Genomic DNA, 25,620 nt, shown 5'->3' on the forward strand with positions numbered 1-25,620 from the left:
ATCCGGCGCCACCTTGGCCTAGGTCGCGGTCACTTTTTCCAGCGCCGAGATCTTTTCCATGGCCGTTCCTTCCAAGAATATCCCTGCGCCTGATCGCGTTGCCCTGAAGCGCGCCCTTCTTTCCGTGTCGGACAAGACGGGCCTCCTTCCGTTTGCGCAGGCCCTGCACGACGCAGGTGTGGCCCTCCTGTCCACTGGCGGCACGGCCAAGGCTCTGGCGGAAGCCGGACTGCCGGTGACGGATGTGTCCGCCGTCACGAGTTTCCCCGAAATCATGGACGGCCGGGTCAAGACTTTGCATCCCGGCGTCCACGGCGCCTTGCTCGCCATCCGCGATGATCCCCAACATCAGGAAGCCATGGCGGCCCATGGCATTACGCCGATCGACCTTCTCGTGGTGAACCTTTACCCGTTTGAAAGCGTCCGGGCGTCAGGCGCCGACTACGCGTCGATCGTGGAGAACATCGACATCGGCGGGCCAGCCATGCTGCGAGCTGCTGCCAAGAACCACGCTTACGTGTCGGTGGTCGTGGATCCGACCGATTACGCGTCCGTTCTGGACGAGATGAAGGCGCAGGAGGGACATGTCAGTCTTCTGTTCCGTCAGCGTCTTGCCGCCAAGGCTTACGCCCGCACGGCCGCTTACGATGCGGGTATCGCGGCCTGGTTTGCTCAAGCCGTTTCTGGAACGAGCGCCACCTATCGCAGCCTGTCGGGCACGCTGGCCTCCGAAATGCGGTATGGGGAGAACCCGCACCAGATGGCGGGCTTCTACCGAACCGGTGACCCGCGGCCCGGGGTCGCGACCGCGCGCCAGTTGCAGGGCAAGACCCTGTCCTACAACAACATCAACGACACGGACGCCGCCTTCGAGCTGGTGGCGGAGTTCGACTCCGCCGCCTTTGCTGCGGTTGCGATCATCAAGCACGCCAACCCCTGTGGTGTTGCCACGGGTGAAACGCTTCGTGACGCTTACGCCAAGGCCCTGGCCTGCGACCCGGTGTCGGCCTTCGGCGGCATCGTTGCGCTGAACCGAACCCTCGATGTGGCGGCGGCGGAAGAGATCGTGAAGGTCTTCACCGAGGTCATCATCGCGCCTGATGCGACGGAAGAAGCGCAGGCCGTCGTCGCCGCCAAGAAGAACCTGCGTCTCCTCGTCACCGGCGGATTGCCCGATCCGCGCGAACCGGGGCTTGCGTTCAAGACCGTGGCTGGTGGCTTCCTGGCTCAATCGCGCGACAACGGCGTCGTGGACGATCTCGACCTGAAGGTCGTGACGCAGCGCGCTCCCAGCGAAGGGGAACTGGCGGACATGCGATTTGCGTTCCGTGTCGCCAAGCACGTGAAATCGAACGCGATCGTTTATGTGAAGGATGGGGCCACGGTTGGTATCGGCGCCGGGCAGATGAGCCGCGTGGATTCATCTCGCATTGCCGCAACCAAGGCGCAGGACGCTGCCGACGCCGCTGGCTTGCCCGTGTCGGCCACCAAAGGCTCCGTCGTGGCTTCCGACGCGTTTTTTCCGTTCGCCGACGGGCTCCTGGCGGCCGTTGAAGCCGGAGCCACGGCGGTGATCCAGCCGGGCGGCTCGATGCGCGACGATGAGGTGATCGCGGCCGCCGACGCCCATGGGCTTGCCATGGTGTTCACGGGAATGCGGCATTTCCGGCACTGAGGCTTCTGAGCGGTGCTTTTGCGGGTGCCGCCGGATAAGGGGTGGTGGCCAGGATCCACAGCCCGCCGACAAAGAACAGGATGATCACCGCCATGCCAAGAGCGGGCGACCCGCTCGCGGCGGTGACCGTCGCCACCAGAAAAGGCGCAACGAAGCTCGTGGCGCGGCCGGCGAGCGCGTAAATGCCGAAATATCGGCCCGCCTCGTCCGGAGCGATGCTTCGCGCGAAATATGCACGCGATGACGCCTGCACGGGCCCGAATGCCATTCCGATCAACATGCCATAGAGGATGTAGGCTTTTTCAGCGGATGTGCCGAACAAGCCGCCGTTGTCGACGCCGTCCAGCGGCAACAAACCGAACAGCGTTCCGTCCGGCGCGGTGGAAACGATTCCAACCGTCGCAACGCAAAGCAGCAACAGACACACAACAACGATGCGCTTGGATCCGAAGGTTCTGTCGAGCCGGCTTGCAAGCAGGCAACTGGCAATGGCCACGATGTTGAGGATGATGCCAAACAGGCCGATCTCCGTGACCGTCCACCCAAACATCAGCGCGGCAAATGTTCCGCCAAGCGCAAGCAGGGCGTTGACCCCATCCTGATAGATCATGCGAGCAACAAGAAAGCGCAGGATGCCAGGCTGGCCCCGGATCTCCCCTACCGTGCTTTTCAGTTCCGCCCATCCGTTGTGGACCGCCGTGCGCATCGGCACGCCCGTGTGGGTGTCGGGCGTGAACAGAAACATCGGCAGGATAAACAGGAGATACCAGACCGCGGTAAGCGGCCCAACGATGCGGGCGTCTTCGCCCTGGACCGGATCAAGCGGCAAAAGCGGCGGAATGCCAATCAGGGTCAATCCCGTTTGAGGGGAAGCGGCAAGAAAGGCGATCACAAAGATCAGCATCAGCATGCCTCCCGCGTAGCCAAGCCCCCAGGCGAGATTAGAAATCTGTCCGATCTCGCTGGGCGTTGCCAGGCGCGGCAGCATCGCGTCGTTGAAGACGATGGAGAATTCCGCCGCCACCGTGGCGAGCGCAAACACCAGCAGCACCCAAAGCAGGCTTGATCCCGGCGCGGCAAACCACAGCAGCAGAAGGCAGGCAACCTTCAAGATCGCGAAACCGGCAATCCAGCGCTTGCGGTGGCCGGTCTGGTCGGCAAGGGCACCGAGCAATGGTGACAGTAACGCCATCATCAGTCCCGCGACGGCGATGCCGTAGCCCCAGGCCGCCTGTCCGGCAGCGGGATCATCGGCCATCCGCGACACAACGTAAGGGCCGAAGATGAATGTGGTCACAACCGTGAAGAAGGGCTGTGCCGCCCAGTCGAAGCCCATCCAACTCCAGATGCCGATCCGACTGACTGGTTCCGCAGGTGCGAGGTGCGCGTCGCTCATTCTTGCGCGAGATCAGCCAGAACGCCGGCAGCAACGGTGAGTCGGGCAACGGTGAGGTCGCCGCTTTCCGTCAAGGCCTTCAGCCGATCGCGCGCTCGCAGCGCGTGTTGTTTCCTTGCGCTCACCCAACCCTCCACCGTGAACCCGCCGCTTGCATCGCCAAGCGCCGCAGCGGCAATGCGCCGGCGCGCCGCTCCTATCGTGTCCATGGCGCGTGCCAAAGCAAGCCCCTCATAATAGTCGGCCGCTGAAACAGATGCGGCGGCATCCTCGATCCGGCCAATCCGAAACGCTTCTGTTACGGCGAAGAAGGCTTGTGCGGCTTGCAACAGCGGCGTTCCCGCCCGATCGGCGACCTGGAGGATTTCCGGCACGAGACGCAGGATCTCGAGCATGGCCAAACGTTGTGCGAGGTCGTTGCCCGCGCCTGCCGCAGCATAGGTCCGGGCTGCCTCTGCCGTAGCGTCCTGCACGAAGCTCGGCATCAGGGCCTGCAACTGCGGTTCCAGCTCTGTGCGCGCTTTCTTCAGCGCGTCGATCTGAACCGCTAGCGGCTGCTTTGAGCCGCCGTCGTTGCGCAACTGCCAGCTGGTTGCCTGCCAGGCAAGGCGCGTGATTGCGCCATAAAGATCGAGCTGCGCGTCACCGCTGATCCTGGCATCCAGCGCGTTGACTTGGGCGTAGAGCGTGTCGAGTTCGAACCCGTCCCGCACGAGAGTGTAGGCCTGCACGATTTCGGCTGGCGCAGCCCCGGTCAGATCCTGAAGGCGGGACACAAAGGTGGGCCCGCCGCGATCGATCACGTCGTTCGCCAGTTCCGTTGCGATGATCTCGCGGCGGAGCCGATGGCTCAGAATCTCATCGCGATAGGCGACCTGCATTTGCGCCGGGAAATAACCGAGCAGCGTGCCTTCGTAGTGAGGCTCGTCAGGCAGGGCGGTCGCAACCAGGTCCCCAAACAGCGTCAGCTTGGCATAGGCCAGAAGGACGCCGAGTTCCGGACGGGTGAGGGGAACGCCCCGCTGTTCGCGCTCCGCGATCGCGCTGTCACTCGGGAGGACCTCCACCACGCGATCCAGCAGGCCTCGCTCTTCCAGTCCCAGAATGAAGCGGCGCTGATGCGGCAGCTCCAGAAGGCCGCGCTGCTCGGCAAGCGACAGAGCAAGCGTTTGGCGATAGTTGTTCTTCAAAACCAAGGCCGCCACTTCTTCCGTCATCTGCGACAGAAGGACGTTGCGGTCATCCCGCGACAGGCTGCCACTGCGCATGGCGGATGCGAGGGCAATCTTGATGTTGACCTCGACGTCGGACGAGTTCACGCCACCGGAATTGTCGATCGCATCGGAGTTGCACCGGCCCCCGTTCAAGCCGTACTCGATGCGGGCTCGCTGGGTGACGCCAAGATTGGCCCCTTCGCCAATCACCTTGGCCCCGATCTCGGGTGCGGTGATCCGGATCGCGTCGTTGGCACGATCCCCGACATCCGCATTGGTTTCCGTTGTTGCGCGGACATAGGTGCCGATGCCGCCAAACCAGAGCAGATCAACCGAAAGCCGCAGGATTGCCGTCATGATCTCATTGGGAGACGCGACGGTTTTGCCGATCTGCAGGAGTTCAGCTGCTTCCGCCGACAAGGTGATCGCCTTCTGGCTGCGCGGCACGATCATGCCGCCTGGGGACAGAAGGGCCGCGTTGTAGTCCTGCCAGCTGGAGCGCGGCAGGTCGAACAAGCGCTGGCGCTCGGCAAAGGAGCGTGCGGCATCCGGCGAAGGGTCCAGAAATATGTCGCGGTGATCAAAGGCCGCCACGAGCCGGATTTCCCGCGACAAAAGCATGCCGTTGCCAAACACGTCGCCGGACATGTCTCCCACGCCCGCCACGGTGAAGGGCTGCGTTTGGATGTCGCGATCCATTTCGCGGAAATGCCGCTTCACGGCTTCCCAGGCGCCGCGGGCGGTGATGCCCATCTTCTTGTGGTCGTAACCGGCGGAACCGCCACTGGCGAAAGCATCATCAAGCCAGAAGTCGTGGCTTTGGCTAATGGCGTTGGCCGTGTCGGAGAAGGTGGCCGTTCCCTTATCGGCGGCCACAACGAAATAGGGATCATCACCGTCGCGGCGCAGCACCCCGGCCGGCGGCACGACCGCGTCGCCCACGATGTTGTCGGTGATGGACAGGAGCGTCGACACGAAGGTCACGTAGGCCTGCTTTCCCGCAGCGAAGATTGCGTCGCGTGTTCCCCCCGTTGGCAGTTTCTTGGGGTAAAAGCCGCCCTTCGCGCCGACCGGCACGATCACTGCGTTCTTGACCTGTTGTGCCTTCACGAGCCCGAGAACTTCCGTGCGGTAGTCCTGTGCCCGGTCAGACCAGCGCAGACCGCCGCGGGCAACCGGGCCGAAACGCAGGTGAACGCCTTCGACATCCGCGCCATACACAAAGATTTCCCGCCACGGACGCGGTTCCGGGAGGAGGGTAATAGCGCGCGACTCAAGCTTCAGGGCAAGCGTGTCGCCCGTTGCACGACCGGGCACGAAATGGTTCGTGCGCAAGGTCGACTGCACGAGGTTGAGAATGCGGCGAAGGATGGTGTCGTCGTCAAGGTTCGGGACCTCATCGAGCTCTTTGAGGATCAGCGCCTCATGCCGGCTTTCCGCATCGGCGTCGCCGGCCTGCAAACGCGCGTTGAACAACCCCACAACATTGCGCGCGATCTCCGGATAGCGGTTCAATGCGGCCGCGATGAAATCCTGGCTCTGTGGAATGCCCGCCTGCTGCAGATAGCGGCCATAAGCGCGCAGCACCACGATCTCATCGGGTTGAAGATCGGCCGACAGGGCCAGACCGTTGTAGCCGTCGTTGTCGGCTTTGCCGCGCCACACGGACAAAAACACGCTTTCCAGCAAGGCGCCCGCATCGTCCAGGTTCACGGCGCGGCCATTGGCAGGCTCCAGTTCCATGTCATGGACGAACACCACGTCGTGCTTTCCATCGCCGGGAACCTCGAAGGTGCGCTCGCTGATGACCCGGAAGCCCATCTGCTCCAGAACGGGCACCCGCTGCGACAGCGGCAGAGGCTGCGCCACATGATAGATCTTCAGCGACAGGGCGCTGAGCGCCTGATCCTGGCGACGATAGAAATCGGCGTAGATCGGGTTGTTTTGCGACAACTGCCCGATTCGTTCGGCATCAACCAGTGCATCGGCCGGCGCAAACCCCTCGCGATAGGCTTCCGGCAAGCGGCCGGCGATCGCCAAGGCAGCCGGGCTCGGCTCGACCTCAAGCGCGACGTCGCGCAGCGCGTCATCCCAGGTCCGCACGAGGCTGCGCACCGCGTTTTCCAGTTCGGCTTGCGAGGGCTGCGGGGTGACACCTTCCGAGCGGCCGATGATGAAATGGACGCGCGCGAGCGACCCTTCGGGAAAGGCAGGGTAAAAGGCCGACAGGTGGCCGTCATAGACGGCGCTCAGATATGCGCCGATCCGCTCACGAACGCGCGAATCGTAGCGGTCGCGCGGTACGAAAACAATGACGGACACGAAGCGGTCAAACTGGTCGGTGCGCGTGAGAACCCGCACCCGAGGTCGCTCGCCGAGCGCCATGATCGCGGTCGCCTGATCCCGCAGCGTCGCTTGGCTGACCTGGAACAACTCGTCGCGGGGATAGGATTCCAGAACGTGGATGAGGGCTTTGCCGTTGTGATCGGCAGGGTCGAAGCCCAGTTCCGAGATGATTGCCCGCGCCCTGGAACTCAGAAACGGGATGTTCATCACCGAGCGGGTGTAGGCGGTGGATGTGAAAAGGCCGACAATGCGCAATTCGCCGGCGAGTTCGCCGTCAGGCGTATAGGTTTTCACCCCGACATAATCGAGATAAGCGCGCCGGTGGATGGCTGTTTTCGTGTTCGCCTTGGTGACGAGAAGCGGTTCAGGTCCATGCAGGAAGGCGCGGACCTCACGTGTTGCCACGACCGGCTCATTGCCGCGCCGCAGAACCCGCAGATCGGCATCGGCCAGAATTCCGAGCCCCGGCGCATCGATGCGCTCGAGCGCACCTTCGCTGGCGTCGCCGACATAGCGGAACTCACGCATGCCGAGAAAGATGAAGTTGTCGTCACGCAGCCATTCCAGGAATGCAACGGCCTCATCAGACTTGAGCTCGCCATTTCGGCCCGGCAGGGCCCGCAATCCGTCGATCGCCTGCTGCAGGCGATCGAGCATCGGGCGCCAGCCGGTGACGGCGGCGCGCACCTGTTCGAGGATCTGGTGCAGCCGCGCTGCCAAGGCCTCTGCGGCGTCGCTTGCCAGTCGCGGCACGTGGATCTGAATCAAGCTGACCTTGTGAACGGAGGCGACCGCTTCCCCCGAGCTCGCGCTTAAGCCGCTGAAGCGACCGGCCGGATCGGTTTCGACGCGCAGGACGGGGTGCATGACCAGCAGCGGCTCGCCCGCTTCTTCCGCCACTTCTCCTTGAACGGAGTCGAACAGAAACGGCATGTTGTCGTTGACCAGGGTGATCACGCTGACCGGCGACCCGGCGCCCATCGCGAGCGTGTCGATTGTCACGACCGCTTCACCGCGGCGGTGGCGCGCCAGCGCGGCCAAGGCGAGGTTCGCTGCAGTTTGCCGCTCTGCTTCGCCGTATTGCGCGAGATCTTCTGCAGGCGCGTGAGAAAAGAGGTGCGGCGCAAAGGTGGTTGCGTCCAAACCGGACGGGAGTGTCGCGAGGCTTTTTGCAGCCGTTCCAGGTGCTTCAGACATCAAGTCCCTCCGTTTCCGTCCCGATTTCTGCTCTACCTAGCGGAGAGCGCATCTTTTTCGACGCGCTTGGAACCGATTCTGGAGCAGACGGGAGTGAAGCGCCGATGACGAAGCCGCAGAAGACCAAGAAAGTTTCGAGCCAACCGGCTGTGACGGCGCTGAACCTGCCGCAAGCCGAGCTGAGCGAGGGCACAAAGGCCTATTTCGCAAAAGCCAAGGAAAAGCTGGGCTTGCTGCCAAACGTGCTCGCTGCCTACGCCTTCGATGAAAAGAAGCTGCGCGCGTTTACCGACATGTACAACGACCTGATGCTGGGCGACTCCGGGTTGAGCAAGCTTGAGCGGGAAATGATCGCGGTGGCCGTTTCGTCCGTGAACCACTGCTATTACTGCCTGACAGCCCATGGCGCGGCAGTGCGGCAGTTGTCGGGAGATCCTGCTCTAGGCGAGATGATGGTGATGAACTATCGCGCCGCGGATCTCACCGAGAAGCAGAAGGCGATGCTCGATTTCGCGGTGATGCTGACGGAAAGCCCGTCCATGATCGAGGAAGCCGACCGCCAGGCGCTCCGAGATGTCGGTTTTTCCGATCGGGACATCTGGGACATCGCCGCCACGGCCGCCTTCTTCAACATGTCGAACCGCGTCGCAGCCGCCGTCGATATGCGGCCGAACGCGGAGTATCACGGGATGGCAAGGTAACCAGATTAGGGCTGGCTTATCGCCAGCCCAGCCCTGGTGCGACATGCTTCAGGATCGCCTCGATAACGTGGGCGTTGTAGTCGACGCCGAGCTGGTTCGGAACGGTCAGAAGCAGCGTATCGGCTTCGGCGATCGCCTCGTCGCCCTTCAGCTGTTCCACCAGCACATCGGGCTCGGCCGCATAGGAGCGGCCGAAAACCGCCCGCTTGTTGGGCTCGATATAGCCGAAGTGATCGCTGGAACGATCGTTCCCGAAATAAGTGCGGTCGCGATCGTCCACGAGAGCGAAGATCGAGCGGCTGACCGACACGCGGCCGGTTCGCTCGTGCCCTGCGGCCTTCCAGGCTTCGCGATAGGCACGGATCTGTTCAGCCTGCTGGACGTGGAACGGCTTGCCGCTTTCGTCGAACTTCAGCGTCGAACTTTGCAGGTGCATGCCGAGCTTTGCTGCCCACTCGGCCGTCGCATTGGTGGCTGCACCCCACCAGATGCGCTCCAGCAAGCCTTCCGAATGCGGCTCCAGGCGCAGAAGGCCGGGCGGGTTGGGGAACATCGGCTGCGGGTTCGGTTCGGCGAACCCCTTGCCTCGCAGCACCTGGAGGAAAACCTCCGTGTGCTGGCGCGCCATGTCGGCTTCGCTTTGGCCGTCCTGCGGCTGATATCCGAAGTAGCGCCAGCCATCGATCACCTGTTCCGGCGATCCGCGGCTCAGGCCAAGCTGCAGGCGGCCGCCGGCGATCAGGTCGGCCGACCCGGCGTCTTCGGCCATGTAGAGTGGGTTCTCGTAGCGCATGTCGATCACGGCGGTGCCGATCTCGATGCGCTTGGTTCTGGCGCCCACTGCCGCCAGCAGGGGAAAAGGCGAAGCGAGCTGGCGCGCAAAATGGTGGACGCGGAAATAAGCACCGTCTGCGCCGAGTTCTTCTGCCGCGACCGCAAGTTCGATGGATTGCAGCAGCGCGTCGGCCGCCGAGCGGGTGCCCGAATGCGGCGAAGGGTTCCAATGACCGAAGGAAAGAAAGCCGATGTTTTTCATGAGCCTCAGATAAGCCCCGCGCTCATGCTTTAACAGGCCTCAGAACGGCCACAGCGCTTCACACACTGTCTTCGAACCCGCTCATCGCGCGGCGATCGCAACGGCCGCACCGCCCATCGCCATGGCACTCAAGCGATTGGCCAGCCGCATGGCGGAGGGGCTCTTCATCAAACGCCGCGCCTGCTGCGCAGCAAATGCCCAGCCGAGGTCGATGATCACCAGGACGATCACCATAGTTGCGACCAGCTCGGCCCAGCCCAGCATCGACACGCGGCTGAGGTCAATGATGGTGGGTAGAAGCGCCAAGTAGAACATCATGATCTTCGGGTTGCCAAGCGTCACGGCAATCCCAGCCGCAAACATGCGCCATGGGCGGTCAGCGCTGGGCAATGCTGCCTTCTCCGCGCCGACAGGTGCCGTCCACATTCTCCACGCGAGATAGACCAAATAGGCGACGCCCGCCCATTTGATCACGGTGAAGACCAGGTGGAAGCTTTGCGCTATAAAGGCTAGGCCAAACACGGCTAGCGACAGCCAGATCGCTTCGCCCACCCACATCGCCGCCAGAAACGGCAGCACGCTGCGCAAGCCGCCGGTGAGCACGCGCGCCACCAAAGCCGCGATGCTCGGCCCCGGCGAACCGGCCGCCACAAACAGCGCGCCGGCGAAGATCAGCAGCGAAGCGATGTCCAAGCTCAGGCCTTTTCTTTCTTGTTTTGCCGATTGGCGACGAGATCATCGACAACGGCCGGATCGGCAAGCGTCGAGGTGTCGCCAAGCGCACCGTAATCATCTTCCGCAATCTTTCTGAGGATGCGGCGCATGATCTTGCCGGAACGGGTTTTCGGCAGGCCCGGCGAGAACTGGATCTTGTCGGGCGACGCGATGGCGCCGATCTCCTTGCGAACATGGGCAACAAGCTCCTTGCGGAGCTCCTCGGAGCCTTGTTCGCCCGCCATTAGCGTCACGTAGCAATAGATGCCCTGGCCCTTCACATCGTGCGGATAACCAACAACGGCCGCTTCGGAGACCTTCTCGTGGCTGACAAGAGCGGATTCCACCTCCGCTGTTCCCATCCGGTGGCCGGAAACGTTCAGCACATCATCGACGCGGCCAGTGATCCAGTAATAGCCGTCCGCATCGCGGCGGCAGCCATCTCCGGTGAAGTATTTGCCGGCATAGGTCGAAAAGTAGGTTTGAACGAAGCGCTCATGGTCGCCGTAAACCGTGCGCATCTGGCCAGGCCAGGAGTCGATGATGCACAGGTTGCCATCGGCAGCGCCTTCCAGAACCTGACCTTCACTGTCCACGAGCTTTGGCTTCACGCCAAAAAACGGACGCGTGGCCGAGCCGGGCTTGAGGTCGGTGGCACCGGGCAGCGGCGTGATCAGGATGCCGCCCGTTTCGGTCTGCCACCACGTGTCGACGATCGGGATGCGGCTTTCGCCGACCACCTTGTAATACCATTCCCAGGCTTCCGGGTTGATCGGCTCGCCGACCGAGCCCAATACCTTGAGAGAACTGCGCGAGGTCTTTTTCACATAATCGTCGCCCGAGCCCATCAAGGCGCGGAGCGCAGTCGGTGCGGTGTAGAAGATGTTGACCTGGTGCTTGTCGACGATCTGCCAGAAGCGGGACTGGTCGGGATAGTTTGGCACGCCTTCAAACATAAGGGTGGTGGCGCCGTTTGCGAGCGGGCCATACAGCAGGTAGCTGTGGCCGGTGACCCAGCCGACATCGGCCGTGCACCAGTAGATATCGCCGTCGTGGTAGTCGAAGACGTACTGGTGCGTCATCGAGGCATAAACCAGGTAGCCGCCGGTGGTGTGCAACACACCCTTCGGCTTGCCGGTCGAGCCCGAGGTATAAAGGATGAAGAGCGGATCTTCCGCGTTCATCGCTTCCGGCGGGCAATCGGGCGACAAATCCGCAACCGCGTCGCCATACCAGATGTCACGGCCATCGACCCAGCCGACCAGATTGCCGGTGCGCTTCACCACGACCACGGAACGCACAGCGACATCCGAGCGGGCGGCGATGTCGATCGCCTTGTCGGTGTTTTCCTTCAAGGGAATGGTCTTGCCGCCGCGGTAGCCTTCGTCCGCAGTGATCACGACGGTTGACTGGCAGTCGACGATGCGGCCTGCCAGGGCGTCCGGCGAAAAGCCACCGAAGACCACCGAATGAATCGCTCCGATGCGCGTGCAGGCGAGCATCGCGTAGGCTGCTTCCGGGATCATCGGCATGTAGATCGTGACGCGATCGCCACGCTTGACACCCTGCTGCTTCAGGAGGTTCGCAAAGCGGCCGACGTGCCCGTGCAGTTCGCGATAGGTGATCTTTTTGTCTTCGGCCGGATTGTCGCCTTCCCAGAGGATCGCGACCTGGTCGCCTTTGGTTTCAAGATGGCGGTCGACGCAGTTCACCGAGACATTGGTCTCACCGTCCTCGAACCACTTGATCGACACGTCACCCTCAAACGAGGTGTTCTTGACCCGGCTGAAGGGCTTCGACCACTGGATGCGCTTGCCGTGCTCTGCCCAGAAACTGTCCGGATCCGCCACACTCTTCTCGTACCAAGCGCGGTACGTCGCGTCGTCGATCAGCGCGCGCTCCTTCCACTCGGCCTGAACGGGATGAAGATGCGGTTCGGTCATGCGAGCCTCCCTGGCAGATGAGCTTTGCGGCGCTTCTTAGCAGCCGACTGTTTTGCGCCATATTAGACCTTGGCAGCGTCGGGTCCAGCCGCAGGGTCCCACAACCGTTCATTAACCAAGCCGGCTCAGGATCAGGCTGTTGGAGGAGCGTTTCGAACGAGGTTGCGATGAGGAACCAAGCCGAACTTGAGATGATGTTGCGCGGATATGGGCTGACGACCGCCAACATCCTTTACCACATGCCCGACCACCCACACATGCTGCAAACCTATATCTGGCAGGACTATGATCTCGCACCGCGCTTTCCGGTGCTGATGCAGTTTATCGAGTTTTGGAAGGAAAAGCTCGACGGCCCGCTTCATTCAGTCAGCTATTCGCACCACCGGCTGATCGGTCCCAACGAGTGGCGCAAGGTCGACGGCGAGTTCGTTCTGCACTGAACACGAAGACGGCGCGCTTTCGAGCGCCGCTCCCCTTGATCAGCCCTGCTGCTTGAACGGTTCGGGACGGCGCCCGGCCGTTTGGCGCTCCAGCATCCAGCCGGGATATTCGGGCGCCAGTGCGCTGATCTCGTCCAGTCGCGCCATGTCCTCTGCGTCGAGGGTGAGATCAACGGCGGCCAGGTTCTGCTCGAGCTGGTCCATGCGGCTGGCGCCGATGATCACGCTCATCGCGAAGGGCTTTGCGAGGATGTAGGCAAGGGCGACGGTTGCCACCTCGGCGCCATGCTTTTTCGCGATTTCGCGCATGACCCCAACGATCGGCCAGGCCTTGTCGGTGTTTACCGGCGGGAAGTCGAACGTCTTGCGGCGGCCTTCCGCTTCGTTTGGAGCGCCCGGACCATATTTGCCCGACAAGAGCCCGCCGGCCAGCGGCGACCAGACCATCAGGCCAAGCTTTTCCTCGTTCATCAGCGGCACGATCTCGCGCTCGAGGTCGCGACCGGCGATGGAATAATAGGCCTGCACCGTTTCGAAGCGGGCGAAGCCGTTGCGCTCGGAGATGCCCAGCGCCTTGGCGATGCGCCAGGCCTGCCAGTTCGACACGCCGATGTAGCGCACCATGTCGCTGGAAACGAGATCGTCCAGCGCCCGCAGGGTCTCGTCGATCGGCGTCACCGGGTCGGTGCCATGGAGCTGAAACAGGTCGATATGGTCGACCTGCAGGCGCTCCAGGCTTTGTTCCACCGAGTCCATGATGTGGCCGCGCGACGAACCCCGCTGGTTAGGCTTGTCGCCCATCTGGCCATGCACCTTGGTGGCGATCACCACCTCATCGCGCGGCACGTCGAGATTGAGGAGCGACTGGCCGAGCAGTTCTTCCGAAGCGCCAAAGGAATAAACGTTGGCCGTGTCGATGAAGTTGACGCCGGCGGCGAGCGCGCGGCTGACAATCTGGTCCACGCCGTCCTGATCGAGGCTGGCGATCTGGCCCCACATGCCGCCCCCTGCTTCGCCGAAGGTCATGGTGCCAAGGCAGATTTCGGACACGAACATGCCGGTCCGTCCGAGTTGATTATACTTCATGGGAGTATCTCCTGCTGCTCAAGGGAGCAAAACAGGAGCTTAGATGGACTTCAGGATGCGAAGCGCAACGCCATGTGCTCGAGAAAAGCGCGGCCTCGCTATGTGGGATAATCGCGCTGTCCGAAGATGGCGGAGCCAACGCGCACCGATGTTGCACCGAAGGCGATCGCCGTTTCATAGTCGCCCGACATGCCCATGGACAGCTTCTCCACGCCACATTCGCGGGCGAGCTTCTCCAGGAGCGCAAAATGGGGGCCGGGGTTCTCGTCGGCTGGCGGGATGCACATCAACCCTTCAATGGTGAGGCCGTGCACCTCGCGGCAGCACTGCACGAAGGCAACGGCTTGCGTCGGCTCCACACCCGCCTTTTGCGGCTCCGAGCCAGTATTCACCTGCACATAACAGCGGGGCGAACGGCCTTGCCGGGCCATCTCCTTCGCCAGCTCGGCGGCGATCTTTTCGCGGTCCACCGTTTCAATCACGTCGAACAGGGCGACGGCATCCTTGGCCTTATTGGATTGCAGCGGGCCAATGAGGTGCAGATCGACGCCTTCGAACTCTTCCCTCAGGGCAGGCCATTTTCCTTGGGCCTCCTGCACCTTGTTTTCACCAAAGGTGCGCTGCCCCGCCAGAAGCACCGGACGGATGTCGTCGGCGTCAAACGTCTTGGACACCGCCACGAGCTTCGCCGAGCCAGCCGGCCGGCCGGCTTCCGCTTCAGCCGTGGCGATCCGCGCCTGCACTTCCTTCAGCCGTTCCGCCGTGCCTGACATCGCTACCCCTGCTCACCCGTCGGGCCGGTCTGCACCGGCCGTGGTTGACGCTCCCCCGAAAGCATGGTGAAGGTCGCGCCGACTATCCTCACGGCCTTCTGAAGCGATTTTCCGGGCATGGCAATCGAACGTTACAATCCGCGAGTGGCGGAACCCAAATGGCGCGATGCCTGGGATGCAGCCAAGCTGTTTCAAACCGACAACAGCGATCCGCGTCCGAAATACTACGTGCTCGAGATGTTCCCGTATCCGTCGGGCCGCATCCACATGGGCCACGTCCGCAACTACACGCTGGGCGACGTGCTGGCCCGCTACAAGCGCTCCACTGGCTTCAACGTGCTGCACCCTTTTGGCTGGGATGCCTTCGGCCTGCCGGCCGAGAACGCCGCGCGCGACAAGAACGTCAACCCGCGCGAATGGACCTATTCCAACATTGAGACCATGAAGGGCCAGCTGAAGACGCTGGGTTTCTCATGGGACTGGACTCGCGAATTCGCGAGCTGCGATCCTTCTTATTACAAACACCAACAGAAGCTGTTTCTGGATTTCTGGCAGCACGGGCTGGTGGAACGGCGCGCCGCAAAGGTGAACTGGGATCCGGTCGACATGACCGTGCTCGCCAACGAGCAGGTGATCGATGGCAAGGGTTGGCGTTCCGGCGCTCTCGTCGAGCAGCGCGACCTGACGCAGTGGTTCTTCAAGATCACGTCCATGAGCCAGGAGCTGCTGGACGGTCTCGACACGCTTGAGCGCTGGCCCGACAAGGTCAAGCTGATGCAGTCGAACTGGATCGGGCGTTCGGATGGATTGGCCTTCGAGTTCGGGCTGGTCGGCGCGCCGGCGGGCTTTGAAAAGCTGCCGGTGTTCACCACGCGTGCGGACACCATGTACGGCCCGACGTTTGCGGCCATTTCGCCCGACCATCCGCTGGCGACCGAACTGGCCAAGAAAAACCCGGAGGTGGTCGCCTTCATCGAAAAGTGCCATCAGCTCGGCACGTCGCTCGCCGAAATCGAAACAGCCGAGAAGATGGGCTTCGACACCGGCATCAAGGTGACGCACCCAGCTGACCCTACATGGACGCTGCCGCTCTTTATCGCGAACTTCGTGCTGATGGATTATGGCACCGGCGCCATCATTGGCTGCCCGGCGCATGACCAGCGTGACCTTGACTTCGCCCGCAAATATGACCTGCCGGTGATCGACGTCTTCAAGCCCCTCGATAGCGACGCGAGCGTCGGCGATGTTGCTTTTGTCCCCCCCAAGACGGAAACGGTCCGTTATGTGCAGTGGGGGGGCGAGCCCACCGTGCAAACTTGCCAGGAAGCGATGGAGCGCTCGCTGGCGCTGTTTGAGGAAGCTGGCTGGGGCCAGCGCAAGGTGCAGTATCGCCTCCGCGACTGGCTGATTTCGCGCCAGCGCTATTGGGGCTGTCCGATTCCGGTGATCCATTGCGACGCTTGCGGCGCAGTGCCCGTTCCCGCCGACCAGCTGCCGGTGGAACTGCCTGCCGACGTGACCTTCGACAGGCCGGGCAACCCGCTCGACCATCATCCGACATGGAAGCACACCGCTTGTCCGAAGTGCGGTCGCCAGGCGCGGCGCGACACCGACACGATGGACACGTTTGTGGACTCGTCCTGGTATTTCGCGCGCTTCACCGATCCCTGGAATGCGTCGGAGCCCACCACCCTGTCCGTGGTCGACGGCTCCACCGGCTGGCTTCCGGTCGCGCAATATATCGGCGGGATCGAACACGCGATCCTGCACCTGCTTTATTCCCGCTTCTTCGTGCGTGCGATGAAGAAGACGGGCCACCTGAACGTAGTGGAGGAGCCCTTTGAGGGTCTCTTCACGCAAGGCATGGTTGTTCACGAGACCTACAAGGGACCGGACGGCTGGGTCACCCCAGCGGAAATCAAGATCTCCGATGCCGACGGCAAGCGCACGGCATCCCTGCTGGCCGACGGTTCGCCGGTGGAAATCGGCGGCATTGAGAAGATGTCGAAGTCCAAGAAGAATGTGGTCGATCCCGACGACATCATTGAAACCTACGGTGCCGACACGGCCCGCTGGTTCATGCTCAGCGATTCGCCGCCCGAGCGTGACGTGATCTGGACTGAAGCGGGTGCGGATGCCGCACATCGCTTCCTGCAGCGGATCTGGCGCCTCGTTGCGGAAGCCGCGGATGCCCTGCGTTCTGCTGAAGGCAAGGGAGCGGATGACGAGGCGATCGCCAAGGCTGCACACCGCGCCTTGAAATCGGTTGGCGAAGACATCGAGAAGCTTGCCTTCAACAAGGCCGTGGCCCGCTTGTACGAGCTGGTGAACGTGTTGGCGGCTCCCTTGGGCACTGCCGCCGAAACCGGCAAGGCCAGCGCTGCCTTGCGGGAAGCGGTGGACTTCCTCATTGCCATGGTCGCGCCGATGATGCCGCATCTCGCGGAAGAATGCTGGGCTGCGATCGGCGGAACGGAGATGATCGCCGCTCGGCCGTGGCCGCAATATGACCCGGCCTGGCTTGTGGACAATGACGTCACGCTGCCGATCCAGGTGAACGGCAAGAAGCGCGGGGATTTGACAATTTCGCGCGACGCTGACCAATCTGCCGTGGAAGCAGCGACTCTGGCGCTCGATTTCGTCCAGAAAGCGCTGGAAGGTCGCCAGCCGAAGAAGGTGATCGTGGTGCCGCAGAGGATCGTGAATGTCGTCGGCTGACGGTCGCAAGTTCCGGCAGGACCGCTTCCTGCGTGTGGCGCTGGTTTGCGCCACCAGCGTGCTCGTTCTGGCTGCCGCAGGCTGCCAGGTGCGGCCGCTTTACGGCGCGGGAGCCGTTGTTTTCAGCGCTTCCACCGGCGAAGCGACGCCCCTGTCGTCGATCAGCATCCGGCCGGTGAACAACCGTCCGGCGCAGATCGTGCGCAACCAGATGATCTTCCTGTTCAACGGCGGCGCCCAGCCGCAAACACAGACGCGCTACACGGTGGCGCTCAACGTGACGTCGGAAACGGCGTCTGCTGCTTATGTGCAGGTGGCTGAGGAAGACGAGCCGACCGCCGGAACCGTGACGATGCGCGGCGCTTACGAGCTGAGCGACAACCAAACCGGCGAGGTGATTCGCCGGGGCAGTCGCCAGGTGGTTGCTTCCTACGATGTGTCCCGCCAGCAGTTTGCTGCCTTGCGGGCCGAACGGGACGCGCAGGAGCGGGCAGGCCGCGAACTCGCCGAGCTGCTTCGCCTCGCCATCGCCCAGGATCTTTCGCAGCCCGTTGGCTTCAACCGGAACTCCAGCGTTGCCCCGCCAGTTGCGGAAGTCACGCCGCGTCCCGGCGACCAGACGGACGGTCCGCTTGCGGACTGAAGGTCAGCGAAAACGAACCATGGCCAATGTTATGGCGTCGGCGTCATTTGCGCGTCATGCTCGTCAGCCAAACGGCTTCCCATGGGGCAAGGTGTCATGACAGTGAGACCGTCGGTGACTACCGAGGTCGGCAATTTCTCCGGGGAGCTTTACGGAGCCTCCGACGTGCGTCACATCGTTGACCAGCTGATCGACGAACGAACAACCAACCTGTCACGCCATCCGCTTTGGCCGGTGGCCAAGCCCGTGCTGTTTCGCTTGATGCATTATCATCAGGCGGTGCGCATGGCGGATCGGATCGCGCCCATGCCGGGCTGGGACGCGCTGGAATTCATCAGCCAGTTCCTTCAGCTCGACCTGACCGTGCGCGGCCTTGAGAATATTCCCGCAAGCGGCGGCTTCATTCTGGCTCCCAGCCACCCAACAGGGATCGCTGACGGGATCGCCGTGTTCGACCTTCTGAAGAAGGTGCGCCGCGACATCGCGATCTTCGCCAACCGCGATGCAGAACGGGTGGCGCCGCAGTTCCGAGACGTGATCATCCCCGTGGAATGGCGGGCCGGCGAAAAGAGCCATGCCAAGAGCCGCGATACGCTGGAGATGACGGCGCGGGCTTTCGGCGAGCAACGGGCGGTTGTGCTGTTTCCGGCCGGTCGCATCGCGTTCTGGAACGAGGGGCGGCTCACGGAGCGGCCCTGGCAGCCGTCGTTCGTAGCCCTCGCGCGCCGTTACAAGTTCCCAGTCGTTCCGGTGAACATCGCCGCCCGCAATTCCGGCCTGTTCTATTTCCTATCCAAGCATTCCACCGAGCTTCGCGATATGACGCTGTTTCGCGAGCTTTTGAACAAGAAGGGGATGAAGTTCACCTTCCATGTGGGGCAGCCGATCGATCCGGATCGGCTCGGCGGTGACCCGGCCGAGCTCACCGCGAAGTTGCAGGACTTCACGGTGGAGACGCTCAAGGCCGATCCCGAGGCGATCTTCATCTAAACAAAAAAGCCCGGACGAGCCGGGCTTTTTTCTTGGTGTCGTTTGCCGATTAGCCGATCTTCTGGCCGGTCTTTTCCCAATCCGCCAGGAACGTTTCCAGGCCCTTGTCCGTCAGCGGATGCTTTACGAGCGCCTTCAGGGTGGCCGGGGGCGCCGTCACGACATCGGCGCCGATCAGCGCGGCCTGCTTCACATGATTCACAGTGCGGATCGATGCCGCGAGAATTTCGGTGTTGAAGTCGTAGTTGTCGTAGATCTGACGGATCTCCTGGATCAGTTCCATGCCGTCCAGTCCGATATCGTCCACGCGGCCGATGAACGGAGAAATGAAGCTCGCGCCGGCTTTTGCTGCAAGCAGCGCCTGGTTGGCCGAGAAGCACAGCGTAACGTTCACCAGCCGGCCGCTGGATGTGAGATCCTTGCAGGCTTTCAGCCCATCCAGCGTCAGCGGCAGCTTGATGCAGACATTGTCGGCGATCTTCGACAGGAAATCGGCTTCACGCATCATCTCCTTGTATTCCACCGCCACAACTTCCGCCGAAACAGGCCCCTGAACGATGGAACAGATTTCCTTCGTCACCTCCGCGATGGAGCCGCCTGATTTCAGAATCAGGGAGGGGTTGGTGGTGACGCCGTCGAGCAGACCGAGGTCGTTCAGCTCGCGAATGTCCTTTACATCGGCGGTGTCGACGAAAAACTTCATGGCCGTCTCCCTTGCAAAGGCGCGCCACGCAGCCGCGCCTGGGCGGGCGAAACGCCCGCGTTTGATCGGCCTTGCTCTAGCCGAAGAAAGCGGCAAGGTCACGCCCGATGACGCAAGATTCGCTTGAACCGCGCGTGGTGCCGGTGCTTGTGCCGATGCCGGCGGAGGCTCCTTATTCCTATCAGGTTCCGCCGGGCATGACCGTTGTGCCGGGCTCGGTCGTGCGGGTGCCCCTCGGACCACGGGAAGTGGCGGGCATCGTGTGGGACGGGGAGGGCGGCGGGGTGGACCCGCGCAAGCTCCGGCCGATCTCGGCTGTGTTTGATTGCCCGCCGATCACGGAGCGGATGCGGCGCTTCGTGGAATGGGTGGCGAGCTATACGTTGTCTGCACCCGGCATGGTGGCGCGCATGATCCTGCGGGTGCCCACGGCCTTCGACCCCGAACCTCCGATCGACGGCCTGCTCTTCACGGCTACCAAGCCCGACCGGGTCACCCCGGCCCGCGCCAAGGTTTTGGCGATGCTTGCGGAAGACGGCGGAAACCTCGCCTGGAGCCGTTCAGGTCTGGCCCACGCGGCCGGCGTTTCGCTGACGGTGATCGACGGGTTGGCCGCTCAAGGCGTGTTGAAGCCGGTTCAGATCCCGGCTCCCGCTCTGGTTCCCGAGCCCGACCCTTCCTATGGCGCGCCGCAACTGACGGATGGGCAGCGGAAAGCGGCCGAGGCGCTGAAGGGGAAGATCGGAGCGGAAGGCTTTTCCGTGTCGCTGATCGACGGGGTTACCGGCTCGGGCAAGACGGAAGTGTATTTCGAGGCGATTGCTGCCGCACTTCAAAAAGGAAAGCAGGTGCTGGTGCTGGTGCCCGAAATTGCCCTGACCCAGGCTTTTCTCGACCGGTTTCACGACCGCTTCGGAGCCAAGCCGGCGGAATGGCATTCCGATCTCGCACCGCGGATGCGCGAGCGCGTGTGGCGCCAGGTTGCGGAAGGCCGCGTACGGGTGGTGGCCGGGGCGCGATCAGCCCTCTTTTTGCCGTTCAAGGAGCTCGGCCTGATCGTGGTCGATGAAGAACACGATCCTGCCTACAAGCAGGAAGACCGCGTTTATTACAACGCGCGCGACATGGCGGTGGTGCAGGGCAGGCTCGGGAGATTTCCCGTGTTGCTGGCTTCCGCAACCCCTTCGATCGAAAGCAAGGTCAACGCGCAAAGCGGACGCTACCATCTTGTGCACCTGCCGGCGCGGTTTGCCGAAGCGGCCATGCCTTCCATCGAGGCGGTCGACATGCGCCGTGTTCCACCAGCGCGCGGGCAGTTCTTGTCGCCGGTGCTGATCGACGCCGTTCGCGGCAGCGTGGAGCGCGGCGAACAAGCGCTGCTCTTCCTGAACCGGCGCGGTTATGCACCCCTGACCCTTTGTCGGTCCTGTGGCCATCGCTTCCAGTGCCCGCAATGCTCTTCCTGGCTGGTGGAGCACCGCTTCCGCGGCCAGTTGATCTGCCACCATTGCGGTCATCACGAAGCGAAGCCTGAGGCCTGCCCGGAATGCGGCACATTTGACCACCTGGTCGCCTGCGGACCCGGGGTGGAGCGCATCGCGGAAGAAGTGGACGCCGCCTTTCCCGATGCACGCACGCTCGTGCTGTCGTCGGATCTTCTGGGCGGCACAAAACGGCTGCGGCTCGAGCTCGACGCCATCGCGAAGGGGGAGGCCGATATCGTGATCGGCACGCAACTCGTCGCCAAGGGCCACAACTTTCCAGGCATGACCACGGTTGGCGTGGTGGATGGCGATCTCGGCCTCGCGAACGGTGATCCGCGCGCTGCCGAACGCACCTTCCAGCTTCTGAGCCAAGTGACCGGCCGCGCCGGGCGCACGGGCAAGGCAAGCCGCGGCCTGATCCAGACCTACCAGCCCGACCATCCTGTGATGCGCGCGCTGGTGTCCGGCCATGCCGAAACCTTCTACCACCAGGAGATTGCCGAGCGTCAACGTGGACAATTGCCGCCGTTCGGCCGGCTGGCCGCCATCATTGTCAGCGGCGAAACACGCGCCGAAGCCGAAGGGCATGCCCGCGCGATGCGCCGCGCCGCCGTTGCGCATGACCTCATCGACATCCTCGGTCCCGCTGAAGCGCCCATGGCCGTTGTGGCCGGGCGCCACCGGTTCCGGCTCCTGCTTCAGGGCGCGCGCAACGCCGACATGCAGGGTTACCTGCGCATGCTTCTGGCGGCCTCGCCCAAGCCGCGCGGGTCGCTGCGCGTACAGGTGGACATCGACCCGCAGAGCTTTCTTTGAGCGTCGACCTGCTCACCCGCAAAGGCCGCTTTGCCCGGTTCGGGCGAAAACGGTAGGGAAGGCCTGGACATCCCACGCGATTCGCCAACCCTCTGGAAGCCCGCATGAACATCGCATTTCCCTGGCCGGTGACCGATGGCGAATGGCTGGCCTTTCTTGCCGCGACGATCACGATCCTGTTTGGCCTGGCCTTCTTGATTGCGCCCTACGCCAGCTTTCGCCTTTTGCGCCTGCAGCCAGCCCCGGGGCACCCTGCGGCCATTGCCGAAGGACGTTCACGCGCGGCCGGCTTTTACCTCGGCGTTGGCTTGTGCTGCCTGCTCACCGGCCAGTTTTGGATCTATCTCGCCCTAGGCTTTTCCTGGGCGTTCGCCGCGTTTGGTCGGCTTGTGGCGATCTTGTCAGACAAGGCGAGCACGCTGGCTAACTGGCTGTGGCTGGCGCTGGAAACTTTTCTGGCCTGCCTTGCGCTGGTGTACGCGCTTGGTCTCGTACCCTGATACGGCGGATGTTCTGAACAGCCTGCGACAAAACTCACCCCAAACGCGTCCCGCCGCGTGTTGCGGCACCCAATTGCCTGTGCTAGACGGCAATCGACTTTTGACCGGGGGCGGTGGAAGCCTGCAGTTCCTGGTTGGGTTTTCTTCACAAGGTCAAAGATTTAGCCAGAGTTTTCCAGCTCGCGCCACAATCTGAGGCCGGTTAAGCATTCGGCCCTTCTGGCAGAGAGAAAAGACATCTCGTGGCTCAATCCACTTCGCTGATCGCTGGTGTTGCCGACCGCTACGCGGGCTCACTGTTCGACCTCGCGCGTGACACCAACAGCATCCCTGCTGTTGAAGCGGATCTTGGCCGTTTCGAGGCTCTGCTTGCCGAAAGCGACGACCTGACGCGCCTGGTGAAAAGCCCAGTGTTTTCTGCAGAAGAGCAGGAAAAGGCGATCGGCGCCGTGCTGAGCCGCGCCGGCATCACCGGGCTGGTGGCCAACTTCCTCCAGGTGGTCGCGCAGAATCGCCGCTTGTTTGCCGCGCCTGGCATGATCAAGGCTTTCCGCCGCATCGCTGCGGAACATCGTGGTGAAACCACCGCCGAGGTGACAACCGCGCATCCGCTTACCGCGGAACAGGAATCCGAACTGAAGGCGACCCTGAAAAGCATCGCCAACAAGGATGTTGCAATCAACGTAACGGTTGATCCGACGCTGCTTGGCGGCCTTGTGGTCAAGATGGGCTCGCGCCAGATTGATACGTCGCTCAAAACAAAACTCGCTTCGCTTAAGCTCGCACTGAAAGAGGTCGGCTGATGGATATCCGCGCCGCGGAAATTTCCGCAATTCTGAAGGACCAGATCAAGAATTTCGGCCGTGAAGCCGAAGTCTCGGAAGTTGGTTCGGTTCTGTCCGTCGGTGACGGCATCGCTCGCGTTTACGGTCTCGACAACGTCCAGGCGGGCGAAATGGTCGAGTTCCCCGGCGGCATCCGCGGCATGGCGCTGAACCTCGAAAGCGACAATGTCGGCGTGGTTATCTTCGGCGCCGACCGTGACATCAAGGAAGGCGACACCGTCAAGCGCACCGGTTCCATCGTGGACGTGCCGGTTGGCCGTGGTCTGCTCGGCCGCGTTGTTGACGCGCTCGGCAACCCGATCGACGGCAAGGGCCCGATCGTGTCCGACGAGCGTCGCCGCGTGGACGTCAAGGCGCCTGGCATCATCCCGCGCAAGTCGGTGCATGAGCCGATGTCGACCGGCCTCAAGGCCATCGACGCGCTGATCCCGATTGGCCGTGGCCAGCGCGAGCTGGTGATCGGCGATCGCCAGACCGGCAAGACCGCCATCATCCTCGACACGTTCCTGAACCAGAAGCCGCTCAACGACGGCGACGACGAATCGCAGAAGCTTTACTGCGTTTACGTTGCTGTGGGCCAGAAGCGCTCCACGGTGGCCCAGTTCGTGAAGACGCTCGAAGAGCGCGGCGCGCTGGAATATTCGATCATCGTTGCGGCAACGGCATCTGATCCGGCTCCGATGCAGTTCCTGGCACCGTTTGCCGGCTGCGCGATGGGCGAATACTTCCGCGACAACGCCATGCATGCCGTGATCGCTTATGACGATCTGTCCAAGCAGGCCGTTGCTTATCGCCAGATGTCCTTGCTGCTGCGCCGCCCGCCAGGCCGTGAAGCTTATCCGGGCGACGTGTTCTTCCTCCATTCGCGTCTTCTTGAGCGCGCTGCGAAGCTGAACGACGACAATGGCAAGGGTTCGCTCACTGCGCTGCCGGTGATCGAAACGCAGGCTAACGACGTGTCGGCCTATATCCCGACCAACGTGATCTCGATCACCGATGGCCAGATCTTCCTGGAAACCAACTTGTTCTTCCAGGGCATCCGCCCTGCCGTGAACGTGGGTCTGTCCGTGTCGCGCGTCGGCTCGTCGGCCCAGATCAAGGCGATGAAGCAGGTTGCGGGCTCCATCAAGGGCGAGCTGGCCCAGTATCGCGAAATGGCTGCCTTCGCGCAGTTCGGCTCCGATCTCGACGCCTCCACCCAGCGCCTGCTGAACCGCGGCGCACGCCTGACCGAACTCCTGAAGCAGCCGCAGTTCTCGCCGCTGAAGACGGAAGAACAGGTCGCCGTGATCTTCGCGGGCGTGAACGGCTACCTCGACAAGCTGCCAGTGAACCAGGTCGGCAAGTTCGAGCAGGGGCTGCTGTCCTACATGCGCACGGAAGGCAAGGGCGTGCTCGACACGATCCGCACCGAAAAGGCGCTGTCGGATTCAACCCGCGAAAAGCTCAAGGCGGCGATCGACGCCTACGCCAAGACCTACGCGTAATCGACGAGCGAAGGACAGAGCCGCCGCATGGCTTCCCTGAAGGACCTCCGCAACCGCATCGCTTCGGTTAAGGCGACGCAAAAGATCACCAAGGCGATGCAGATGGTCGCCGCGGCGAAGCTGCGTCGTGCGCAGGAAGCTGCGGAAGCCGCGCGGCCTTATTCGCAGCGCATGGCAGCCGTTCTGGCCAACATCAGCCAGGCGGTGTCGGATGGCGCGGATGCGCCGGCCCTGATGACCGGCACCGGTCGCGACGACGTGCACCTCCTCGTGGTGTGCACGGCCGATCGCGGGCTGGCCGGCGCCTTCAACAGTCAGATCGCGCGCTTTGCGCGTGACCACGCCCGCAAACTTCTGGCCCAGGGCAAGACGGTGAAGATCTTTACCGTCGGCAAGAAGGGCAACGATATCCTGCGTCGCGAGTTCGGCTCGCTGATCGTGGAACGGCTCGAGCTTCGCGACGTGAAGCAGATCGGCTTTGGCAACGCTGAGCAGATCGCGCGCCGGGTCATTGCGATGTTCAATGCCGGTCAGTTCGACGTTTGCACGTTGTTTTATTCCGAGTTCAAGTCGGTGATCAGCCAGGTGCCGACAGCGCAGCAGCTGATCCCGGCCAGCGCACCCGTGGCAGACGCTTCGGCCACTGCAGGCAACGGCGCGATCTACGACTACGAGCCGGATCCGGCGGAGATCCTCAACGATCTCATTCCGCGCAACATCGCGATCCAGATTTTCCGCGCGCTTCTCGAGAATGTCGCGGGCGAAATGGGCGCCAAGATGAGCGCCATGGACAACGCGACCCGCAACGCGGGCGACATGATCAACCGTCTGACGATCACCTACAATCGCCAGCGTCAGGCGCAGATCACCAAGGAACTCATCGAAATTATTTCGGGCGCGGAAGCGCTCTAGG

Annotated in this window: 19 protein-coding genes; 11 read left to right on the forward strand and 8 right to left on the reverse strand. The window is 62.7% G+C overall.

Annotated features, from left to right (window positions below; translation table 11 throughout):
* Window positions 1–58: 58 nt before the first annotated feature.
* Window positions 59–1,675, forward strand: a complete 1,617-nt coding sequence (gene purH / locus J5Y06_RS03040; protein WP_209333622.1) for a bifunctional phosphoribosylaminoimidazolecarboxamide formyltransferase/IMP cyclohydrolase — start codon at window positions 59–61, stop codon at window positions 1,673–1,675.
* Here purH and J5Y06_RS03045 read toward each other — a convergent pair.
* Window positions 1,647–3,071 carry an MFS transporter gene (locus J5Y06_RS03045; RefSeq protein ID WP_209333623.1) on the reverse strand — a complete coding sequence of 475 codons (1,425 nt, stop codon included), beginning with the start codon at window positions 3,069–3,071 and terminating at the stop codon, window positions 1,647–1,649. The two genes, purH and J5Y06_RS03045, sit on opposite strands and share 29 nt — an antisense overlap.
* Complete coding sequence (locus J5Y06_RS03050; protein ID WP_209333624.1) at window positions 3,068–7,828, reverse strand: NAD-glutamate dehydrogenase; 4,761 nt, start codon at window positions 7,826–7,828, stop codon at window positions 3,068–3,070. The genes J5Y06_RS03045 and J5Y06_RS03050 overlap by 4 nt, the downstream gene beginning before the upstream one ends.
* A 104-nt stretch (window positions 7,829–7,932) precedes the next feature.
* Here J5Y06_RS03050 and J5Y06_RS03055 point away from each other — a divergent pair, with 104 nt between their 5' ends.
* Window positions 7,933–8,529, forward strand: coding sequence for a peroxidase-related enzyme (locus J5Y06_RS03055; protein ID WP_209333625.1), 597 nt, complete (start codon window positions 7,933–7,935; stop codon window positions 8,527–8,529).
* A gap of 16 nt (window positions 8,530–8,545) precedes the next feature.
* Here the strand turns inward: J5Y06_RS03055 and J5Y06_RS03060 are convergent, their stop codons facing one another.
* The 3 genes from J5Y06_RS03060 to acs all read right to left on the reverse strand — a co-directional run bounded on the left by J5Y06_RS03060 (window position 8,546) and on the right by acs (window position 12,222).
* The gene (locus J5Y06_RS03060) at window positions 8,546–9,565 is read right to left on the reverse strand and encodes an LLM class flavin-dependent oxidoreductase (RefSeq protein ID WP_209333626.1); all 1,020 of its coding nucleotides are present in this window, start codon (window positions 9,563–9,565) and stop codon (window positions 8,546–8,548) included.
* 81 nt (window positions 9,566–9,646) lie between these two features.
* On the reverse strand, window positions 9,647–10,258 hold the full coding sequence (locus J5Y06_RS03065; RefSeq protein ID WP_209333627.1) for a LysE family translocator: 612 nt from the start codon (window positions 10,256–10,258) through the stop codon (window positions 9,647–9,649).
* Between the two features lie 2 nt (window positions 10,259–10,260).
* Window positions 10,261–12,222 (reverse strand): acetate--CoA ligase, encoded by a 1,962-nt coding sequence (gene acs, locus J5Y06_RS03070; RefSeq protein WP_209333628.1) that lies wholly within the window; start codon window positions 12,220–12,222, stop codon window positions 10,261–10,263.
* 167 nt (window positions 12,223–12,389) lie between these two features.
* On the opposite strand from acs, the gene J5Y06_RS03075 reads away from it, so the two are divergent.
* Window positions 12,390–12,662, forward strand: coding sequence for an usg protein (locus tag J5Y06_RS03075; RefSeq protein WP_209333629.1), 273 nt, complete (start codon window positions 12,390–12,392; stop codon window positions 12,660–12,662).
* A 39-nt stretch (window positions 12,663–12,701) separates the two neighbouring features.
* Here J5Y06_RS03075 and J5Y06_RS03080 read toward each other — a convergent pair whose 3' ends face one another.
* Window positions 12,702–13,748 carry an aldo/keto reductase gene (locus J5Y06_RS03080; protein WP_209333630.1) on the reverse strand — a complete coding sequence of 349 codons (1,047 nt, stop codon included), beginning with the start codon at window positions 13,746–13,748 and terminating at the stop codon, window positions 12,702–12,704.
* 98 nt (window positions 13,749–13,846) lie between these two features.
* Entirely contained in the window at window positions 13,847–14,521 is a 675-nt protein-coding gene (locus tag J5Y06_RS03085; protein WP_209333631.1) for a YggS family pyridoxal phosphate-dependent enzyme, read from the reverse strand.
* A 117-nt stretch (window positions 14,522–14,638) separates the two neighbouring features.
* On the opposite strand from J5Y06_RS03085, the gene leuS reads away from it, so the two are divergent.
* The 3 genes from leuS to J5Y06_RS03100 all read left to right on the forward strand — a co-directional run bounded on the left by leuS (window position 14,639) and on the right by J5Y06_RS03100 (window position 18,872).
* A complete protein-coding gene (gene leuS, locus J5Y06_RS03090) occupies window positions 14,639–17,239 on the forward strand; it encodes a leucine--tRNA ligase (protein ID WP_209333632.1) in 2,601 nt (866 codons plus the stop codon).
* Window positions 17,226–17,882: an LPS assembly lipoprotein LptE gene (locus J5Y06_RS03095; protein ID WP_209333633.1), complete on the forward strand. Its 657-nt coding sequence runs from the start codon at window positions 17,226–17,228 to the stop codon at window positions 17,880–17,882. The genes leuS and J5Y06_RS03095 overlap by 14 nt, the downstream gene beginning before the upstream one ends.
* A 96-nt stretch (window positions 17,883–17,978) precedes the next feature.
* Window positions 17,979–18,872, forward strand: coding sequence for a 1-acyl-sn-glycerol-3-phosphate acyltransferase (locus tag J5Y06_RS03100; protein WP_209333634.1), 894 nt, complete (start codon window positions 17,979–17,981; stop codon window positions 18,870–18,872).
* A gap of 49 nt (window positions 18,873–18,921) precedes the next feature.
* Here the strand turns inward: J5Y06_RS03100 and fsa are convergent, their stop codons facing one another.
* On the reverse strand, window positions 18,922–19,575 hold the full coding sequence (gene fsa / locus J5Y06_RS03105) for a fructose-6-phosphate aldolase (RefSeq protein ID WP_209333635.1): 654 nt from the start codon (window positions 19,573–19,575) through the stop codon (window positions 18,922–18,924).
* Window positions 19,576–19,682: 107 nt separating this feature from the next.
* Between fsa and J5Y06_RS03110 the strand changes: the two genes are divergently transcribed.
* From J5Y06_RS03110 to J5Y06_RS03130, 5 genes are all read left to right on the forward strand, one after another.
* Window positions 19,683–21,875, forward strand: a complete 2,193-nt coding sequence (locus tag J5Y06_RS03110) for a primosomal protein N' (RefSeq protein WP_209333636.1) — start codon at window positions 19,683–19,685, stop codon at window positions 21,873–21,875.
* 104 nt (window positions 21,876–21,979) lie between these two features.
* Complete coding sequence (locus J5Y06_RS03115) at window positions 21,980–22,375, forward strand: AGROH133_08824 family phage infection protein (RefSeq protein ID WP_209333637.1); 396 nt, start codon at window positions 21,980–21,982, stop codon at window positions 22,373–22,375.
* Between the two features lie 242 nt (window positions 22,376–22,617).
* The gene (locus tag J5Y06_RS03120) at window positions 22,618–23,178 is read left to right on the forward strand and encodes a F0F1 ATP synthase subunit delta (protein ID WP_209333638.1); all 561 of its coding nucleotides are present in this window, start codon (window positions 22,618–22,620) and stop codon (window positions 23,176–23,178) included.
* Window positions 23,178–24,707 carry a F0F1 ATP synthase subunit alpha gene (gene atpA / locus J5Y06_RS03125; RefSeq protein WP_209333639.1) on the forward strand — a complete coding sequence of 510 codons (1,530 nt, stop codon included), beginning with the start codon at window positions 23,178–23,180 and terminating at the stop codon, window positions 24,705–24,707. Before J5Y06_RS03120 ends, atpA begins: the two co-directional genes overlap by 1 nt.
* A 27-nt stretch (window positions 24,708–24,734) precedes the next feature.
* Window positions 24,735–25,619 (forward strand): F0F1 ATP synthase subunit gamma, encoded by an 885-nt coding sequence (locus J5Y06_RS03130; RefSeq protein ID WP_209333640.1) that lies wholly within the window; start codon window positions 24,735–24,737, stop codon window positions 25,617–25,619.
* Window position 25,620: the final 1 nt, after the last annotated feature.

The organism is Tianweitania sediminis (genome assembly GCF_017813335.1).
Lineage (GTDB): Bacteria > Pseudomonadota > Alphaproteobacteria > Rhizobiales > Rhizobiaceae > Tianweitania > Tianweitania sediminis.

Coding starts and splice junctions, on each gene's coding strand:
- purH (WP_209333622.1), top strand. CDS start 59: ATGGCCGTTCCTTCCAAGAATATCCCTGCGCCTGATCGCGTTGCCCTG.
- J5Y06_RS03045 (WP_209333623.1), bottom strand. CDS start 3,071: ATGAGCGACGCGCACCTCGCACCTGCGGAACCAGTCAGTCGGATCGGC.
- J5Y06_RS03050 (WP_209333624.1), bottom strand. CDS start 7,828: ATGTCTGAAGCACCTGGAACGGCTGCAAAAAGCCTCGCGACACTCCCG.
- J5Y06_RS03055 (WP_209333625.1), top strand. CDS start 7,933: ATGACGAAGCCGCAGAAGACCAAGAAAGTTTCGAGCCAACCGGCTGTG.
- J5Y06_RS03060 (WP_209333626.1), bottom strand. CDS start 9,565: ATGAAAAACATCGGCTTTCTTTCCTTCGGTCATTGGAACCCTTCGCCG.
- acs (WP_209333628.1), bottom strand. CDS start 12,222: ATGACCGAACCGCATCTTCATCCCGTTCAGGCCGAGTGGAAGGAGCGC.
- J5Y06_RS03075 (WP_209333629.1), top strand. CDS start 12,390: ATGAGGAACCAAGCCGAACTTGAGATGATGTTGCGCGGATATGGGCTG.
- J5Y06_RS03080 (WP_209333630.1), bottom strand. CDS start 13,748: ATGAAGTATAATCAACTCGGACGGACCGGCATGTTCGTGTCCGAAATC.
- J5Y06_RS03085 (WP_209333631.1), bottom strand. CDS start 14,521: ATGTCAGGCACGGCGGAACGGCTGAAGGAAGTGCAGGCGCGGATCGCC.
- leuS (WP_209333632.1), top strand. CDS start 14,639: ATGGCAATCGAACGTTACAATCCGCGAGTGGCGGAACCCAAATGGCGC.
- J5Y06_RS03095 (WP_209333633.1), top strand. CDS start 17,226: ATGTCGTCGGCTGACGGTCGCAAGTTCCGGCAGGACCGCTTCCTGCGT.
- J5Y06_RS03100 (WP_209333634.1), top strand. CDS start 17,979: ATGACAGTGAGACCGTCGGTGACTACCGAGGTCGGCAATTTCTCCGGG.
- fsa (WP_209333635.1), bottom strand. CDS start 19,575: ATGAAGTTTTTCGTCGACACCGCCGATGTAAAGGACATTCGCGAGCTG.
- J5Y06_RS03110 (WP_209333636.1), top strand. CDS start 19,683: ATGACGCAAGATTCGCTTGAACCGCGCGTGGTGCCGGTGCTTGTGCCG.
- J5Y06_RS03115 (WP_209333637.1), top strand. CDS start 21,980: ATGAACATCGCATTTCCCTGGCCGGTGACCGATGGCGAATGGCTGGCC.
- atpA (WP_209333639.1), top strand. CDS start 23,178: ATGGATATCCGCGCCGCGGAAATTTCCGCAATTCTGAAGGACCAGATC.
- J5Y06_RS03130 (WP_209333640.1), top strand. CDS start 24,735: ATGGCTTCCCTGAAGGACCTCCGCAACCGCATCGCTTCGGTTAAGGCG.